17 protein-coding genes and 1 tRNA gene are annotated in these 14288 nt (G+C 51.5%); 9 read left to right on the top strand and 9 right to left on the bottom strand.

Going from position 1 to position 14288, the window contains the following annotated elements; genetic code table 11:
* Nucleotides 1-49 precede the first annotated feature (49 nt).
* Nucleotides 50-409: a carboxymuconolactone decarboxylase family protein gene (locus E3E33_RS05270; RefSeq protein WP_167710961.1), complete on the top strand. Its 360-nt coding sequence runs from the start codon at nucleotides 50-52 to the stop codon at nucleotides 407-409.
* A 40-nt stretch (nucleotides 410-449) separates the two neighbouring features.
* Here E3E33_RS05270 and E3E33_RS05265 read toward each other — a convergent pair whose 3' ends face one another.
* Nucleotides 450-785: a nascent polypeptide-associated complex protein gene (locus tag E3E33_RS05265; RefSeq protein WP_167710960.1), complete on the bottom strand. Its 336-nt coding sequence runs from the start codon at nucleotides 783-785 to the stop codon at nucleotides 450-452.
* Nucleotides 786-924: 139 nt separating this feature from the next.
* On the opposite strand from E3E33_RS05265, the gene E3E33_RS05260 reads away from it, so the two are divergent.
* Nucleotides 925-1299, top strand: coding sequence for a hypothetical protein (locus E3E33_RS05260; protein WP_167731672.1), 375 nt, complete (start codon nucleotides 925-927; stop codon nucleotides 1297-1299).
* Entirely contained in the window at nucleotides 1251-1643 is a 393-nt protein-coding gene (locus tag E3E33_RS05255) for a hypothetical protein (protein ID WP_167710899.1), read from the top strand. The genes E3E33_RS05260 and E3E33_RS05255 overlap by 49 nt, the downstream gene beginning before the upstream one ends.
* A 24-nt stretch (nucleotides 1644-1667) precedes the next feature.
* On the opposite strand, the gene E3E33_RS05250 is transcribed toward E3E33_RS05255, so the two are convergent.
* From E3E33_RS05250 to E3E33_RS05230, 5 genes are read right to left on the bottom strand one after another with little or no spacing between them, the layout of a single operon-like run.
* Nucleotides 1668-2834, bottom strand: coding sequence for a cation:proton antiporter (locus E3E33_RS05250; RefSeq protein ID WP_167710898.1), 1167 nt, complete (start codon nucleotides 2832-2834; stop codon nucleotides 1668-1670).
* A gap of 6 nt (nucleotides 2835-2840) precedes the next feature.
* On the bottom strand, nucleotides 2841-3320 hold the full coding sequence (locus E3E33_RS05245) for a CBS domain-containing protein (protein WP_012572431.1): 480 nt from the start codon (nucleotides 3318-3320) through the stop codon (nucleotides 2841-2843).
* 33 nt (nucleotides 3321-3353) lie between these two features.
* Nucleotides 3354-4391 (bottom strand): tetratricopeptide repeat protein, encoded by a 1038-nt coding sequence (locus tag E3E33_RS05240; protein WP_167710897.1) that lies wholly within the window; start codon nucleotides 4389-4391, stop codon nucleotides 3354-3356.
* Nucleotides 4367-4906: a methylated-DNA--protein-cysteine methyltransferase gene (otg, locus tag E3E33_RS05235; RefSeq protein ID WP_167710896.1), complete on the bottom strand. Its 540-nt coding sequence runs from the start codon at nucleotides 4904-4906 to the stop codon at nucleotides 4367-4369. Before otg ends, E3E33_RS05240 begins: the two co-directional genes overlap by 25 nt.
* Nucleotides 4893-5612, bottom strand: coding sequence for an RNA methyltransferase (locus E3E33_RS05230; RefSeq protein ID WP_167710895.1), 720 nt, complete (start codon nucleotides 5610-5612; stop codon nucleotides 4893-4895). Before E3E33_RS05230 ends, otg begins: the two co-directional genes overlap by 14 nt.
* A 45-nt stretch (nucleotides 5613-5657) precedes the next feature.
* On the opposite strand from E3E33_RS05230, the gene E3E33_RS05225 reads away from it, so the two are divergent.
* The 3 genes from E3E33_RS05225 to E3E33_RS05215 are packed head-to-tail and all read left to right on the top strand — an operon-like array spanning nucleotide 5658 to nucleotide 8159.
* Nucleotides 5658-6557: a 2-dehydropantoate 2-reductase gene (locus tag E3E33_RS05225; protein WP_167710894.1), complete on the top strand. Its 900-nt coding sequence runs from the start codon at nucleotides 5658-5660 to the stop codon at nucleotides 6555-6557.
* Nucleotides 6558-6591: 34 nt separating this feature from the next.
* Entirely contained in the window at nucleotides 6592-7239 is a 648-nt protein-coding gene (locus E3E33_RS05220; protein WP_012572426.1) for a TIGR00153 family protein, read from the top strand.
* Entirely contained in the window at nucleotides 7236-8159 is a 924-nt protein-coding gene (locus tag E3E33_RS05215; RefSeq protein WP_167710893.1) for a hydroxyacid dehydrogenase, read from the top strand. Before E3E33_RS05220 ends, E3E33_RS05215 begins: the two co-directional genes overlap by 4 nt.
* Before the next feature lie 210 nt (nucleotides 8160-8369).
* Here the strand turns inward: E3E33_RS05215 and E3E33_RS05210 are convergent.
* Both E3E33_RS05210 and E3E33_RS05205 read right to left on the bottom strand, forming a co-directional pair.
* Nucleotides 8370-8447: transfer RNA gene (locus tag E3E33_RS05210), tRNA-Ala, on the bottom strand.
* A gap of 89 nt (nucleotides 8448-8536) precedes the next feature.
* The gene (locus E3E33_RS05205) at nucleotides 8537-9016 is read right to left on the bottom strand and encodes a hypothetical protein (protein WP_167710892.1); all 480 of its coding nucleotides are present in this window, start codon (nucleotides 9014-9016) and stop codon (nucleotides 8537-8539) included.
* A gap of 216 nt (nucleotides 9017-9232) precedes the next feature.
* Between E3E33_RS05205 and E3E33_RS05200 the strand changes: the two genes are divergently transcribed.
* Nucleotides 9233-10339, top strand: a complete 1107-nt coding sequence (locus tag E3E33_RS05200) for a M20 family metallopeptidase (RefSeq protein ID WP_167710959.1) — start codon at nucleotides 9233-9235, stop codon at nucleotides 10337-10339.
* Nucleotides 10340-10429: 90 nt separating this feature from the next.
* Nucleotides 10430-11707, top strand: a complete 1278-nt coding sequence (locus tag E3E33_RS05195; protein WP_167710891.1) for a phosphoadenosine phosphosulfate reductase family protein — start codon at nucleotides 10430-10432, stop codon at nucleotides 11705-11707.
* Here E3E33_RS05195 and E3E33_RS05190 read toward each other — a convergent pair.
* Nucleotides 11702-13618, bottom strand: coding sequence for a S16 family serine protease (locus E3E33_RS05190; protein WP_167710890.1), 1917 nt, complete (start codon nucleotides 13616-13618; stop codon nucleotides 11702-11704). The genes E3E33_RS05195 and E3E33_RS05190 overlap by 6 nt on opposite strands.
* Before the next feature lie 117 nt (nucleotides 13619-13735).
* Here E3E33_RS05190 and E3E33_RS05185 point away from each other — a divergent pair, with 117 nt between their 5' ends.
* A complete protein-coding gene (locus E3E33_RS05185) occupies nucleotides 13736-14281 on the top strand; it encodes a universal stress protein (protein WP_012572421.1) in 546 nt (181 codons plus the stop codon).
* Nucleotides 14282-14288 lie beyond the last annotated feature (7 nt).

Raw genomic sequence — 14288 nt, 5'->3', positions numbered from 1 at the left:
TTGGGATAGGCCTTTAAACTTGGAATGCAATCTTTATACGGTGATCCCCATGGACTGTGAGGACGTCCAGGTTAAGTTGAAGGAAATAGGGGAGCTCCTTGACAAACTCGGTAAGGAGCACCCGAAAGAGATAGCCGCCTTTTCTAGGTTCCTCCGCGAGGTTGTTGACAACAAGGCCCTCACAACGAGGGAGAAGGAGCTTATTGCCCTTGCCCTCGGCATAGCTCAGGGCTGTGAGTGGTGCATCTATCTCCACACCCAGAAGGCACTCGAAGCGGGCGCTAAGAAAGAAGAGCTCATCGAGGCCGGTCTCGTCGCGGTTCTCATGGCCGGCGGTCCAGCGCTTATGCACCTCATACCGCTCATGAAGGCCATAGAGACCTTTGAAAAAGAGCATGGGACGGAGTGATTTCCCTTTCTACTTTGTATTTAATAATAAGGAAAATTTCTCAGCCTTCAGTGAGCTTGAGGATGGCCTCCGCGAGGTCGCCCTCTGCCTCTTCCAGCGCCTTCTTTGCCGTCTCGTAGTCAACGCCCGCCTGCTCCATGACGAGCTTTATGTCCTCCTCGGAAATCTTGAGGATTGGCCTTACTTCCTCCCTGCCAGCAACTATCTGGTAGCTCTTCTCGCCCTGAGCGGTTATCACCATAGCTGAAACGTCACGGAGGATTATCTCCCTGTCTGGGAGCTTTATAACGACCTCCTCAACGTTTTCAAGCTCCTCCATCTTGATGCCCATCTGGCGCATGAGCTTCTTCATCTGCCTTGGGTTCATTCCCATCATCGCTATCACCTTGAGAAAAATCCGGGCTGGATTTTAAAAAGGTTGGCGAGTTTCGATGACTATTTATGAGCGTAATGTTTAAGTTCTTTCTCCCATATTTTCTTAGATGCCTATAAAACGGGAACTTGCGGTCTTTCTGGTGTTCCTGTTCCTTCTGCCGCAGGTGGCCACGGTTAACCTCTTCGAGGTTGTGAGCCCTGATGAAACCGTTAGGTCGGTTAGTATAGAATGTTGGAATTGCACCGCTAGCGAGATTTTTGACCTGACTGGGGATAAAATCATTGTGAGAATTCCATATAACGAGACTCATGACCAGATAATACTTGCAACTAAGGACAGTCTTACGGCGAAACTTTCTCCTGCGTCATCCTTGGATCCTTTTAGATTGAACAAATACAACTTTAGTCTTATCAAAAACAAGTCCCTTGGCATTCTTCCCGGAGACTTAACCTTTTCTTCTCGGAAGTGGCAGGCCTCGATTACAGCGTACAATGCAATGTTCACGACAAAATAAAGGCGTGTTATGGAGAATGCGGAGTCTCTCTTGGTTGTTACGATGAGATTTACGGCACTCTTGTGGAAAAGAACGAAAGCGTAAGATTATACCAGCAGCGGGTTCTGATTGACCCTTGCTGGGTCTTTGGTGCATGTCCAGACCTCTGCGATGATTCTTTTGAATCCAAACTGTTCTGGCGTCACCCAACCCTCTACAGGATACTCTACGTTGAGAGGCAGAAAACCTTTGGAGTTCTTCTTTTGATGACATTTGTTGTTTTGCTCCTCATTTGGGAATGGAAAAAGCGGAAAGATCCATTATGGCGTGGAAACCTGAAGAAATACAAGAAGGGCAGGAAATGACACGCTGAAACCTAAGGAAGGTTTCTAGCTCAAAAGGTTGGGATAGTATTCCGATGATGCTTCCTCTTTGAATGCCATCTTAAGGAGAGGCGGCGTGACAAGCGTGCTCAGGAATATCATCAGCACGATGACCACGTAGGCATCCTCACCGACTATACCAGCGTTCATAGCTATGGCGAGCATCGCGAGCTCAACGCCCATCCTTGGAATCATGCCTATTCCAACCCTAAGCGACTGTCTGCGGTCAAGTCCGGCCAGGAGAGCTCCGAGGCCGCATCCTATAACCTTGCTGGCTATCGCTCCAAGGCTGAAAACCAGTGCGAAGACCCCTACCTCGGAGATGCTTCTGAGCGGGATGTTCATGCCAACGTCAACGAAGAACAACGGAATGAACATAGAGTGGGCCAGGATCCTTGTGTGCTCGAATATTGGCCTTCTGAATTCAGTCTCGCTTAGACTGAGACCGAAGAGGTAGGCTCCAAGGATAGAGGCTAAATTCATGTGCTCCGCTAAATAGGCAAAAGCGAAGAGAGTCGCCATCGATAGGGTTATCGTCGAATCTGCAAAGCCCAGGTGGACGACCTTTCTCAGCAGTCTGTCTATCGCAGGCGGGACAACGTAAATCGAGGCCAGTATGAAGACGATAACCTTGGCAAAGATGAGACCTATCCCAATTGGATTAATGCCGCCCTGAACAAGCATCGAAATGACAATGCTCAGGATAACTATGCCGAGAATATCATCGACTATAGCGGCCGTCAGTATGGTGTTGCCCTCAACAGTCTTGAGCGCGTCAAGCTCCATAAGAACCCTAACCGTCAGGCTCACGCTCGTTGGAGTCATCAGGGCACCGTATAGGAGAGCCTGTTCAAAGCCCTTGAAGGGATACACAATGCCGAAACCCATGAGGAAGGCAATTGCAACTCCAACCACTGCCACAGAGAGTCCAGCTTTACCGGCTTCCTTTAGCTCATCAACGCTACTTTCCAGGCCTGCAAGGAAGAGGAGGAGCAGGACGCCGAGCATTGAAATATCCTTCACTTCTGTGGTTGGGGGAAAGAACATGCCGAGCAGTATGCCGCCGATAATCTGGCCTAGGACGACGGGTTGCTCTATCCTTGCGAATATCCATCCAAAGGTCTCGGCAACTGCGAGCATGAGGGCTAGGTAGAGTATCAGCTCGAGTTCCATACAAACTCACCTGACAAATACCCTGAGAATCCTCACAATACTCTGGGCGGAAAACGTTCCTAGGACGGTCTTTTTCTTATCAACAACTGGAAACTGCTTGATACCGGTTTCAAGCATCATTTCGAGGGCATAGCCGAGACTGTCGTTCGGACTGAGGATTATTGGTCGGGGGTTCATTATGTCACTTACGGGTCTATCCCAGTCGAAATGTGCCTCCTTAATCGCGTCAAGTCCTACGAGGATGTAGTCAGAAGGAGGGATTACGAGGTTTATTATCTCGTCGATCGAAATTAATCCAAGAAGCTTTCCATCGTCATCAGTGACGACAGCGCAGGTTTGATGCTCGAGCTCCTTTATGAGCTTCTCTATTTTATCATCGGGAGAGAGCCTGAGGAAGTTTTTCTCCATCACGAGCCTTATGGGCATCTTTGACAGCTTGAGGATATTAAGCTTTGGCCTCTCCTTTGGGGGTCTATCTCTTGACAATTTCTCACCCCCGGAAAAAGAAAGAGTGGAGAATCACCTTTCCTCTGGGAACTTCGATGTCTCCTCGTTCGCCTTTATTATCTTCGTCCTGTACTCTTCGTACCTCTTCTTTGCCTCTTGGGCCTTCTCCTTCTCGCCGAGGTACTCATAGGCCTCAGCGACGTGCTTCCACCACATCGGGTCTTCTTCGGCCTCCTTGAGGCAGTACTCGAGGAACTTCTTGTAGGCTTCCCTGGCGAGTTCCTCCCTTCCGAGCTTTCTTGCTATGTTTCCGACGTCCTCCCAGAAGACGCCTTCCTCCTGTGCTTCCTTGGTGTAGTAATCCAGGGCCTTTTCCCATGCCTCCCTAGCTTTCTCCTCTTTGCCCAGCTCCTCGTAGAGCTTAGCGACATCTTCCCAGAACCAGGGCTCCTCCTCGGCGTACTTCTCAAGGGCCTTAGCTGCCCTGTCCATGTTCCCAGCCTTCTTCCAGTACTCGTGGGCCTCCTTGAGGTAGTAGGTGTCCTTCTCCTTCTCATAGAGGGCTTCGTATATCTCAGCCGCTTTCTCGTACTTCTTGGCCTTCTCGTAGGCCCAGGCTGCGCTCTCCATCCAGCCGAGCCTCTCGTACATCTCGGCGGCCTTCAGATAGTTGCCGGCCTTTTCGTACTTTCTGGCTGCTGCCTTGTACTTGCCCATCCTCTCGAGCTTCTCGGCCGAGCGGAAGCGGTCGGCCAGGCCCAGATCGGGCTCGCTGATGTACCATATGCCGAAGGCAAGAATTGCAACGAAGAATACTATTATCCAACCAACGGGGTAAAGATGCTGCCAATCGGTGCGATTCCAAGTGGCACTTAAGTAGAGACCGTAGCTGCTGATGACGGTGAAAATCGCCAGTATCCCTCCGTACTTCCAGCTCTCGGCGTAGAACGTCAGCGCGGTGAAGAAGAGCAGCATCAGCGTGACGCTGAGGAATCCAAGGGCTAAAACCACCTGGAGTAGCAGCTTCCAGCCACCGTACCAGACTATGCCGGCGGCTATCACTATGACGGCAATTAAGAATCCTATCAGGTACGCTTTGAGCTTGTCCATTCTTCCACCCCCTCAAGCTTCAGCAGGAAGGCCTTGTACTCGAGCTTTGGCGTGTAATAGCCAGGTCCGTCCCAGGCCACGACTCTGTGACAGGGAACGACTATGGGGTAGGGGTTCCTCTTCATCGCCCCTCCAATGGCCCTCGGGGAAGTTCCAAGGGTCTTTGCCAGCTCTCCATACGTTACAACGCTTCCTCTTTTAACCCTTTTTGTTAGCCATTCGTAAACACGGCGCTCAAAGGATGTTACACCCAGAAAACCCAGCTCCGGAAGGAGCTCCTCGTTCTCGAGTTTTCCAAGAATGACGTCGCGGACGAGTCTGGGATAGTCTGACTCAAGCAGGGTTAATTCGACATTGACACCCCTTTTCTTGAGGAAGAACGCCATGTTGGCGATTCTCTCCCTCAGAAATCCCTCCTCATCTAGGGAGAAGGTAATCCCTTGAATTTTCTCGTCGAAAATCACCGCGATCCAGACTTCTTTCCTCGCAATATCAAAGCGCTCAACGCTCAGCATCTCCACATTCCTCCAGTCTTAACGCCGCTTTTCTCAAGGGTCCGATGAGCGTGTGAACCTCCCTTCCGTAGAGGATGGTTCGCCCCACAAAGCGCCGGAAAATCTTGACAAAAACCTCTCTCCTCTCGGGGTCCTTCGGGTAATCCAGAACGTCCAAAAGCCTCCCCCAGGTTCTGATGAGGGCCTCCTTCTCCTCCCGCGTTGCCGGTTCGAGCGAGGGGTGGATGGCTTTCCTTCTGCCCTTGGCCAGCTCGTAGAGTATTACCGCAACGGCCTGGCTGAGGTTCATGACTGGGTAAATCTCGCTTGTCGGGATGGTGACCGTTAGATCCATCCTCTCAAGCTCCTCGTTCTTCAGGCCGATGCTCTCGCGCCCGAAGAAGATGCCAATCCTACCTGAATAACCCTGGAGTGCTTCTGCCAATTCCCAGGGCATCATGGGTGCCCTGTCTGGGATGTAGCGCTTCCCTGGCTTCCCGGTAGTGCCCACAGCCAGATCCACGAGTCCCAGTGCTTCCTCGAAGGTCTCGACGATGGCGGCCCTCTCTAGAACGTCCCGCGCGTGGACTGCATAGAGATAGCTCTCCTCAGTGATGTTGGGATTGACCAGGACTAGCTCATTGAAGCCGAAGTTCTTCATCGTTCTCGCTATCATGCCTATGTTTGCAGGCCCCTCAGGTTCGACCAGAATCACATTGAGCTTCATCGGTAAGGCTTTAAGGGGGAGGCTTTAAATGATTGCGGTGGTGAGATGAAGATTTACATCCTCGGTGCGGGTTCAATAGGTTCACTTTTCGGTGCCCTTCTGACGAGGGCTGGAAACGATGTAACGCTCATCGGCAGGGAGGATCAGGTGAGGGCGATAAATGAGAACGGTCTTCACGTCCTTGGCGTTGAGGAGTTCACAGTTTATCCCAATGCAAGCCTCTATGCTCCTGAAGAGCCCCCCGATCTTCTCATACTGGCCACAAAGTCGTATTCAACTAAAACTGCCCTGGAGTGTGCAAGGAACTGCATCGGCCCGAAAACTTGGGTGCTGAGTATACAGAACGGCCTCGGGAACGAGGAGTTAGCTTTGAAGATAACTCCAAACGTCATGGGGGGAATAACAACCAATGGGGCCATGCTGGTTGGGTGGGGCAGAGTGAAGTGGACCGGCAGGGGAATAACTGTCGTAGGAAAGTATCCTACCGGAACCCATCCCTTCGTGGAAGAGGTCGCGGAGACTTTTAACGGGGCCGGAATAGAAACGCACACAACCGAGAACGTTATCGGCTGGAAGTGGGCGAAGGCCATAGTCAACTCCGTCATCAATGGACTTGGAACTGTTCTCGAAGTGAAAAACGGCTTTCTGAAGGATGATCCCTACCTCGAGGGCATCTCTGTGGATATAGCGCGCGAAGGATGCACGGTGGCGCGGCAGCTGGGGATAGAGTTTGAGATCCACCCACTGGAGCTTCTCTGGGACACAATAGAGAAAACCCGTGAGAACTACAACTCAACCCTTCAAGACATAAAGAGAAGAAAGAGGACAGAGGTTGACTACATTCACGGAAAGATAGTGGAGTACGCGAGGAGTGTGGGGCTTGAAGCTCCACGGAACGAGCTTCTCTGGGCGCTCATTAAGGCCAAGGAGGAGCAAAGTAGATAAACCCACCAATCGAGGTTATTGTGGGGGATGAAAAATGCCCATATTTGGCGGAAAAGAAAGTGGGGTTTTTGATACTATTGAAAAGCACCTTGAGGTTGTCAACGAGTCCCTCGTTGCCTTTAGGGAGCTTATGGTTGCTTACTTGGATGGAGATCTTGAAAGGGCTAAGGCCTTCGAGAGGGAAGTGGATCAGCTGGAAAGCAAGGCTGACAAGCTCAGGAGGAGCATAGAGACGATGCTCTATGAGGGGGCTTTCCTTCCTGCCAACCGGGGTGACTACGTCAGGCTTTCAGAGCTGGTTGACCAGGTGGCAGACGCTGCCGAAAGCGCTGCCCACACGCTCATCTTGGCTAAGCCGAAAGTTCCGCTTGAGCTCAAGGATGAGCTCATGAAGCTTGTGGATTCCGCCATCGAGACGTACAAGGTTCTTGTCGAGGCTGTCAATGCACTCAACTCCGACGTTGACAGGGCCATAGAACTCGCAAAGGTCGTTGAAGATGCCGAGGAGAAAGCTGACGAAGTTGAGTACGACATTAAGGGCAAGGTTTTTGAAAGCGAGACTGTCACAACCTATGCAAAACTTGTATGGAACCAGATACTGACGAAAATTGGAGACATAGCCGACCGCGCTGAGGACACCTCCGATCAGGTCATGCTCATGGCAATAAAGAGGAGGGGATGAATGTGGTCAAGGTTTTGGTTGCCGCACCGCTTCACGAGAAGGCAATAGAGGTTTTGAAGAACGCTGGGTTTGAGGTAGTTTGTGAGGAGTATCCAGATGAGGATAAACTGATAGAGCTTGCCAAGGATGTTGAGGCGATTATAGTCAGGAGCAAGCCTAAGGTGACCCGGAAGGTTATTGAAGCGGCTCCAAAGCTCAAGGTTATCGGAAGGGCTGGCGTCGGCCTCGACAACATCGACCTTGAGGCCGCCAAGGAGAGGGGCATAAAGGTCGTTAACAGCCCTGGAGCATCAAGCAGGAGCGTCGCTGAGCTTGTCGTCGCCCTCATGTTTGCCGTTGCCAGAAAGATAGCCTTCGCCGACAGGAAGATGCGCGGGGGCGTTTGGGCCAAGAAGCAGTGTATGGGGATCGAGCTCGAAGGAAAGACCATAGGCGTAGTCGGTTTCGGCAGAATAGGCTACAACGTGGCCAAGCTAGCAAAGGCTCTTGGCATGAACGTCCTCCTCTACGACCCATATCCAGATGAGGAAAGGGCCAAAGAAGTTGGAGGAAAGTTCGTCAGCCTGGAGGAGCTTCTCAAGGAGAGCGATGTTGTTACGCTTCACGTCCCGCTTATCGATGCTACCTACCACATGATAAACGAGGAGCGACTGAAGCTGATGAAGCCGACCGCCATCCTTATCAACGCGGCCAGGGGAGCCGTTATAGACACCGAAGCCCTTGTCAAGGCCCTCGGGGAGGGCTGGATTGCTGGAGCTGGCTTGGACGTCTTCGAGGAGGAGCCCCTGCCTGAGGGTCATCCGCTTACGAAGTTCGACAACGTTGTCCTCACCCCGCACATCGGCGCCTCGACCGTCGAGGCCCAGATGAGGGCCGGCGTCCAGGTCGCCGAGCAGATAGTTGAGATTCTAAAGAAGTGATGGCCTTTCCTTCTACCGTCTATTTTTCATCTACGTTGTGTCTATGGAACTGGTGAGTATGAACTTGTTTTTAACTTTCCCAGCGTCCAAAGACGCTGTTATCAGTGAAACACTGTAAAACGAACAAGTTGGAAGCGAAGCTCTTGGAAGAAAACTCGTCCAAAGGAGACGTACGAACTTTGATGAACTTTGCATAGACAAAGTTTCTTATGGTGGACCGGGCGGGATTTGAACCCGCGGCCTCCGCCTTGCGAGGGCGGCGCTCATACCAGGCTGAGCTACCGGCCCACTCCCGGTTATAGTGAATCTGGCAGGGGTTTAAAAATTTTTGGTAGCGGTTAAAAAGAAAAAGAAGCAAGGAAATCACTAGATTAAACTCATGATCCGAGTATTAATTGGAGTAGATTTACTGATCTACATTCTTTTCTGTATTTTGTGACAACTCTTGTTTCTATCTTTTTAGGGGGATCGACATCGTAATCCACACTGTACCTATTTTTCCAGTCTGTTGAATAACTTAATCCATGGCTTTTAAACCTGAATTCCACACTTTGTCCTGGCCCTATGTATTTGGAATCACTAGTTGAGTATGCTAAACTACCAGAATCGTAGTAATCTAGCGTGACTGTAAATGTGCCTCCTTGCGAGTCTACATTTTCAATTTTGACTGTGCATTCGATTTCCCAATCCAGAATGCCTGTCCCATAGCAAGAAGCATCCACAACTTTGTAGTTAACTGGTACCTCATACTTTTCTGTGGTTTGATATGGGACTTCTTCACACGCTTGGAATACGGGCAAAAAAAGTACAACTAGAATCACAACCGCGGCGATAATTCTGAGCATTTTTCTCTCCATAAGTTCACCTCCCCAACCTATTTTGAGCTAGAGTGGTATCAGCTATATTGTTTGAATTTAAACTATATAATACTTTCTGTATAGTTGTTTATATAATCGTAGACAATTTGAATTATTTATTCAAGACGAAAAGAAAGACATAGGGGTTACCATGCTCTTGTAAAATTAAAGAAAAACCCTTAAGTCCTTCTTCGTTTTTAGTCTTTGGTGATCCTCATGGAGTTCGAACTCCTCAAGAAGCTCGTCTCCATTCGCTCTCCCTTTGGCGAAGAAGGAGAAATCTCCCGTTTTATTGCCTCGTTTCTTGAAGAGCACGGCTTTAGGGTGGAGCTCCTCCCGGTTGAAGGCTTTGGCGACGACGTGATTGTCTATCTCCCTGGTAAGGGCCACACCGTTGTTCTGAACGGCCACATGGACACCGTGAATCTCTCGAAGGGCTGGACAAGGAATCCCTGGGGCGAGCTCGATGGCGATAGACTTTACGGCCTCGGCAGTGCGGACATGAAAGCAGGTCTTGCCGCTATCATGGCTGCCTTCATTGAGATAGCTGAGCTTCCGAGAAGAGAGCGGCCGAACATCATATTCACCGCAGTCTCCGACGAGGAGGGCTATTCCCGGGGAACCTGGAGGCTCATAGAGAGTGGAAAACTTAGTGATGCCGACATCGTGCTCGTTGCCGAGCCTACTAACGAGAAGCTGATGCTCGGCGCGAGGGGACGGTTCGTGATCCAAGTCGAGGCCTTTGGAAGAAAGGCCCACGCAGCCCGGCCGGAGTTTGGAATCAATGCCGTTGAGGAGCTTGGGAAACTCGTTGGAAACCTCTCAAGGATACGTTTTAAGAGGCACAGGAAGCTCGGCACGGGCTCATACTGCACGCTCCACATCGAAGGAACCGCCGACGGCCTGAGCGTTCCCGACTATGCGAAAGCGATAATAGACAGGCACGTTGTCGTTGGTGAGGACTGGGAAAAAGTCAGGGGCGAGCTCCTAAAACTTGCTGAGAGGCTCGATCTAAAGGTCGAACTCAAAATAGAGAGGTTCCCGAGGCCAACGCCCGAGATGCTGCCCTACACTGTAAGGGAAAACGACCGCTTTGTGAACCTTTTCAAAAAGGTCCGCGGCTCGCTCTTCGGAAGGGGGCTGGGGATAACTTATGGCAGGAGCGTCGGGGACTTCAACTACTTCGGAACATATCTGGGCAAGCCAACAATCGTTTACGGGCCCATTGGAGGGAACTGGCACTCCGCCGATGAGTGGGTGAGTGTAGAGTCACTGAGGAGGGTTAAGAAGGTCTACGTGGAGTACCTGAAGGCTCTGGCATAGCCTCAGGAAACCGGTCTTCATCACGGCTCAGTCCAGGGAGTTCTCGTCATCGGCGGCAAAGGTTTTAAGCTTCTCCTAAAATCTTTTTCTATGTTCCACGTGATGGCCAGGGCAAGGAAAGACACCAAAGCCCTTCAGTATATAAACGAGCGCAACTACGGGGGTTTTCTAAAGGTTTCGGGCCTCGGCGGCGGAAGGACTTTTGGGGAGGTTGAGAATGTCCTCAAAGAACTCCTGAGGGATCCCTACATTCCTATTCTGCTCTTCGGCGAGAAGGAGAAGGATTTGATGGAAGATGTTTTGCCGGTCCTTCGCGAGACTGGAAATCCCTTCTACGTTCGGCTCTTGAGAACCAAGCGCGTCAGAAACATGCGCGTCGATGAGCTCTACGGCCACCTGGAGGAGATAAAGGCCAGATTCAGACTTGGAATCGAGTGGAGTGGCGCTTACAGGCTCAATCCGGATAATCCCTTGGGCATCGAGATAAACCCCGACTATGACATCTACCTGGCTCTCGGCGAGGACTTCAGAAAGGCGATGAAAGGTATTCTCGACGTTGAGCTGGGAGAAAACTCCCTCGTTCTTAGAAAGCTTATGAATCAGGAGGTCTACTTCTCCGGTCCGAACAAAGTTGCTGAGGTCAGCAAAAAGCTCGGCGTTCCGACTGAGGTTCTTTGGAGGTGCCCATGTCCGGAGGACGTTCCCCTTGAGAGTCTGATAGAGCTCAACCAAGATTACATCGATGCCCTTGCAGAGGCGAGCAAGGCCTTCCTGCGGCAGTTTGAGGATTATGACATCATCGTCCCATGGAGCGGTGGGAAAGACTCGACTGCCACACTGATACTGGCCAGCGAGGTCTTCAAGGACGTCACGGCTATCTACGTCAGAATGGAATACGAGATGCCGCTCACGGATGAATACGTTGAGAAGCTCGCCAGAAAACTTAAAATCAACTTAGTTCGCGTGGATGTCCCGATGTCGCTCGATGAGTTTGGCATGCCGATCCACAGGAACCGCTGGTGCACGAGGCAGAAGGTGGAGGCGCTCTACAAAGCGGCGGGTGAGTTTGAGAGGCCGCTTTTAGTGGTCGGCGACCGCGATGGGGAGAGTGCAAGGAGGAGGCTTAAACCTCCGGTCATCGAGAGGAAGAACGATATCCTCGGAAAGTTCCTTGAAGTCATGCCCATCAAGTTCTGGAGCGGAATGATGGTTCAGCTCTTCATTATCATGCGCGGTTTCGAACTGCACCCACTGTATTACGAAGGCTTCTACCGTCTGGGCTGCACAGTCTGTCCGAGCCTTGCAGAATGGGAGGTCAAACTGTTAAAGAAGAGGGGAGTGAAGGTTCTCCCCTCGGGCTATTCATAGCTTTTTACCAACGGCCGCTCCGACGATGAACGATCCAACGAGGAGCGCTATTATCAGTCCGTCGCTTAGAGCCTTTGATGTTGACGTTGCTGAGTTCGTTGCAGTTTTGGAGTCCGTTGAGGTTGGAATCACTATCTGGGGAATGCCCGTGGTGTTGTCCTGCAGAACGTTCACTGGTGTCGGTAGTGTGCTGAGGAAGAGCCCAGCGGTTTCCTTTGCGTACATGTAGAATATCATAGCCGTTTGAATGTCCTCGGGGCTTCCATTCTCCTCGTAACTCTCGGCGAACTCGTAGTAGGCCATCGCCAGCACGGGCGTTATGCCCTGGCTCTGGGCAAGGGCTATGGCAACTTTGGCGTCCTCCTTCATGCGCTTGAGCTTGTCTAGGAGGACGGTCTGGTTGTCTATTCCGAGGGTGTCGAGGAATACCTGTGCCTGTACGCGGGCTTCCATTGCCGTAAACAGTGCCGCAGAGTACTTGCCGTCCTCGTAGTACTGCTCCGCCTGTACTATGCTCTGACTCAGGTCTCCTCCGACTGTCCCGTACATTGACTCTATGTATGTGACTATAAGGTTGGACTCATCGATGTAGTCCCTCGCAACGGCTTTGACGACTTCACTGCTTATAACATCGCCCCCGGCAAATCTTTCGCCGAGCCGGGCCCAGAATATGGCCGTCTTTGCCCTCTCATACGCAAAGGCGGCATCCCCAACGGCGTTCCAGTAGTCGTTGCTGTAGTAGTACTTCCAGGCCTCGTCGAGTATGCTCTTTGCCTGCTCAACCCTCTCCTCGGCGGCGGCCACCGCCTGGAGCATCGTAGTGCCCCTTATCGTGATGTTGGAGACTATTTTCTCAGAGGCGTTTATCTGAGACTCCACGGTTTTCAGAATCTTCTGGACGTCCTCGGGACCCTCAACACCCAGGTACCAGTCCACGTGGCGGATTATTATCCTCGCCTGGAAGTCCTTGCTGAGGGTGGTGTAGTACCTTCCGTCGTCGAGGGCGCTCTTTGACTGGTTCAGTATTCCATCGGCCTTGTTAAGGGCCTCCCTAAGGGTCGTGTACATCGCATAGTTCACGTCGCTCTTCTTCAGCTTCTCGAGGGTCTCTTGGTAGTAAGCAGTTGTGTTCTGGTAATCCTTCAGAGCGTCATCCCTGAGGAATGAGGTGTCTATCTTGACGTAGGCCGGAGCCTCTGGCCTCGGAATTCTGTGGCCGGTGAAGTAGTAAACGGCATCGTAGATGTCTTTAATCTCGATTACCTGAAGACCCCAGCGCTCCTTGGCGTACTCGACGACGTCGACCTTCTTGGTCTGGGTGTTTATCTCAACTATTCCCCCGATTTCTCTCTTCTGGGTCTCTTCAACGTACTGAATCCTCTGGCCTTGGGGAATGAGAAATACCTCCGCACCTACATCATGGGCTGCGGCGGCCTTTTCAAGTATCCCGCCAACGGGCCCTATGGTTCCGTCGGGGTTTATCATGCCCGTCATCATGACCTTCGGGTTGACCTGCCAGCCCTCAAGGGCCGCGATTATTCCAACGGTCATAGTTCCTCCAGCTGAGGGACCGCCTATGATTGGAGAATCCGCCTTTATCTGGATGAAAACGTCGTACTTGCTCATGTCGACGCCGAGAACCTTTCCGGCTATCTGCGCCGCAAGTCTCGCGCTCGCCTGCATGTCCACCTCCGCCAACGGCCACGTCTCGACGTAGACGTGTCCGCTTCCCGGGGCGACTGTTATGACAAAGTCCGTGGCAACGCCAACGAGCTCTCCTTCGGCAGTTCTTGAAACGGCTGGAGCTTTGAGAACTACCGTGTGCCCTTCACTGGGACATTGAGCTGCTGTGAAGGACGCGAACGGCAGCAGAAGCATGAGTATCAGCAGCGAGACTACTGCCTTTTTCATTTTTCTCACCCTGATTTTAGCTCGTTAAGGCATAATAAAGCGTTTGTGGTTCAACCCTCTAAAATGGGCGGCAAAAAGCTTAAATCATCTCTTTATCCTCCCAGGTTGGGGGTGGTTATGGACATCTTCAGCAAACTCATCGCGAAGAAGTTCAAGAACATCGCGGGCGATAGGTACGAAGAGATAACGAAGCGCTATCGGGAGTTCCTTCTCCTTCCTGAGGAGTTCGTTCTTCCAGAGATAAACTCGATTCTGATTCCCATTGACCGCTTTGCCCATGGGATTCCATCCGAGCTCTACGAAACGCTTGAGGCCTACGCCGGGGCGTCAGTTACACTTGTTTACGTCTCCGAGAGCATGGCATTCAGAATGATTGAGCAGACCCTCGGAAAGCTTGAGGCCGAAAAACTGAAGATCGCTGAAAGGGCGTTGGGGGAGAAGATGCTCACGGAAATAGCGTCTAGCCTGAATGATATCGGTCTGAGGGTAAGCAAGAGGCACATATTCGGGAGCAAGAGTGACGTCGTTATCAAACTCGCCGAAGAGTTTGACCTCCTCGTGATCTCACGGGGCTACGGCTCGGAGATAACCAAGATGTCCCCGCTCAGCCCGGTCGTCCTTAAGATAGTTCAGCACGTGGTTAAGCCAACGATAATTTATTAGGTGATGT

It is taken from the genome of Thermococcus sp. GR5, assembly GCF_012027535.1.
Taxonomy (GTDB): Archaea; Methanobacteriota_B; Thermococci; order Thermococcales; family Thermococcaceae; genus Thermococcus; species Thermococcus onnurineus.
Note: the sequence above shows the minus strand (reverse complement) of the source record. Positions and strands in the feature narration are given on the sequence as shown.

What these genes read in the sequence shown, in the direction of transcription:
- E3E33_RS05220 (WP_012572426.1), top strand. Translation starts at nt 6,592, where the DNA reads ATGCCCATATTTGGCGGAAAAGAAAGTGGGGTTTTTGATACTATTGAA.
- otg (WP_167710896.1), bottom strand. Translation starts at nt 4,906, where the DNA reads ATGCTGAGCGTTGAGCGCTTTGATATTGCGAGGAAAGAAGTCTGGATC.
- E3E33_RS05200 (WP_167710959.1), top strand. Translation starts at nt 9,233, where the DNA reads ATGGAGTTCGAACTCCTCAAGAAGCTCGTCTCCATTCGCTCTCCCTTT.
- E3E33_RS05250 (WP_167710898.1), bottom strand. Translation starts at nt 2,834, where the DNA reads ATGGAACTCGAGCTGATACTCTACCTAGCCCTCATGCTCGCAGTTGCC.
- E3E33_RS05270 (WP_167710961.1), top strand. Translation starts at nt 50, where the DNA reads ATGGACTGTGAGGACGTCCAGGTTAAGTTGAAGGAAATAGGGGAGCTC.
- E3E33_RS05215 (WP_167710893.1), top strand. Translation starts at nt 7,236, where the DNA reads ATGAATGTGGTCAAGGTTTTGGTTGCCGCACCGCTTCACGAGAAGGCA.
- E3E33_RS05185 (WP_012572421.1), top strand. Translation starts at nt 13,736, where the DNA reads ATGGACATCTTCAGCAAACTCATCGCGAAGAAGTTCAAGAACATCGCG.
- E3E33_RS05195 (WP_167710891.1), top strand. Translation starts at nt 10,430, where the DNA reads ATGTTCCACGTGATGGCCAGGGCAAGGAAAGACACCAAAGCCCTTCAG.
- E3E33_RS05205 (WP_167710892.1), bottom strand. Translation starts at nt 9,016, where the DNA reads ATGGAGAGAAAAATGCTCAGAATTATCGCCGCGGTTGTGATTCTAGTT.
- E3E33_RS05225 (WP_167710894.1), top strand. Translation starts at nt 5,658, where the DNA reads ATGAAGATTTACATCCTCGGTGCGGGTTCAATAGGTTCACTTTTCGGT.
- E3E33_RS05230 (WP_167710895.1), bottom strand. Translation starts at nt 5,612, where the DNA reads ATGAAGCTCAATGTGATTCTGGTCGAACCTGAGGGGCCTGCAAACATA.
- E3E33_RS05265 (WP_167710960.1), bottom strand. Translation starts at nt 785, where the DNA reads ATGATGGGAATGAACCCAAGGCAGATGAAGAAGCTCATGCGCCAGATG.
- E3E33_RS05190 (WP_167710890.1), bottom strand. Translation starts at nt 13,618, where the DNA reads ATGAAAAAGGCAGTAGTCTCGCTGCTGATACTCATGCTTCTGCTGCCG.
- E3E33_RS05240 (WP_167710897.1), bottom strand. Translation starts at nt 4,391, where the DNA reads ATGGACAAGCTCAAAGCGTACCTGATAGGATTCTTAATTGCCGTCATA.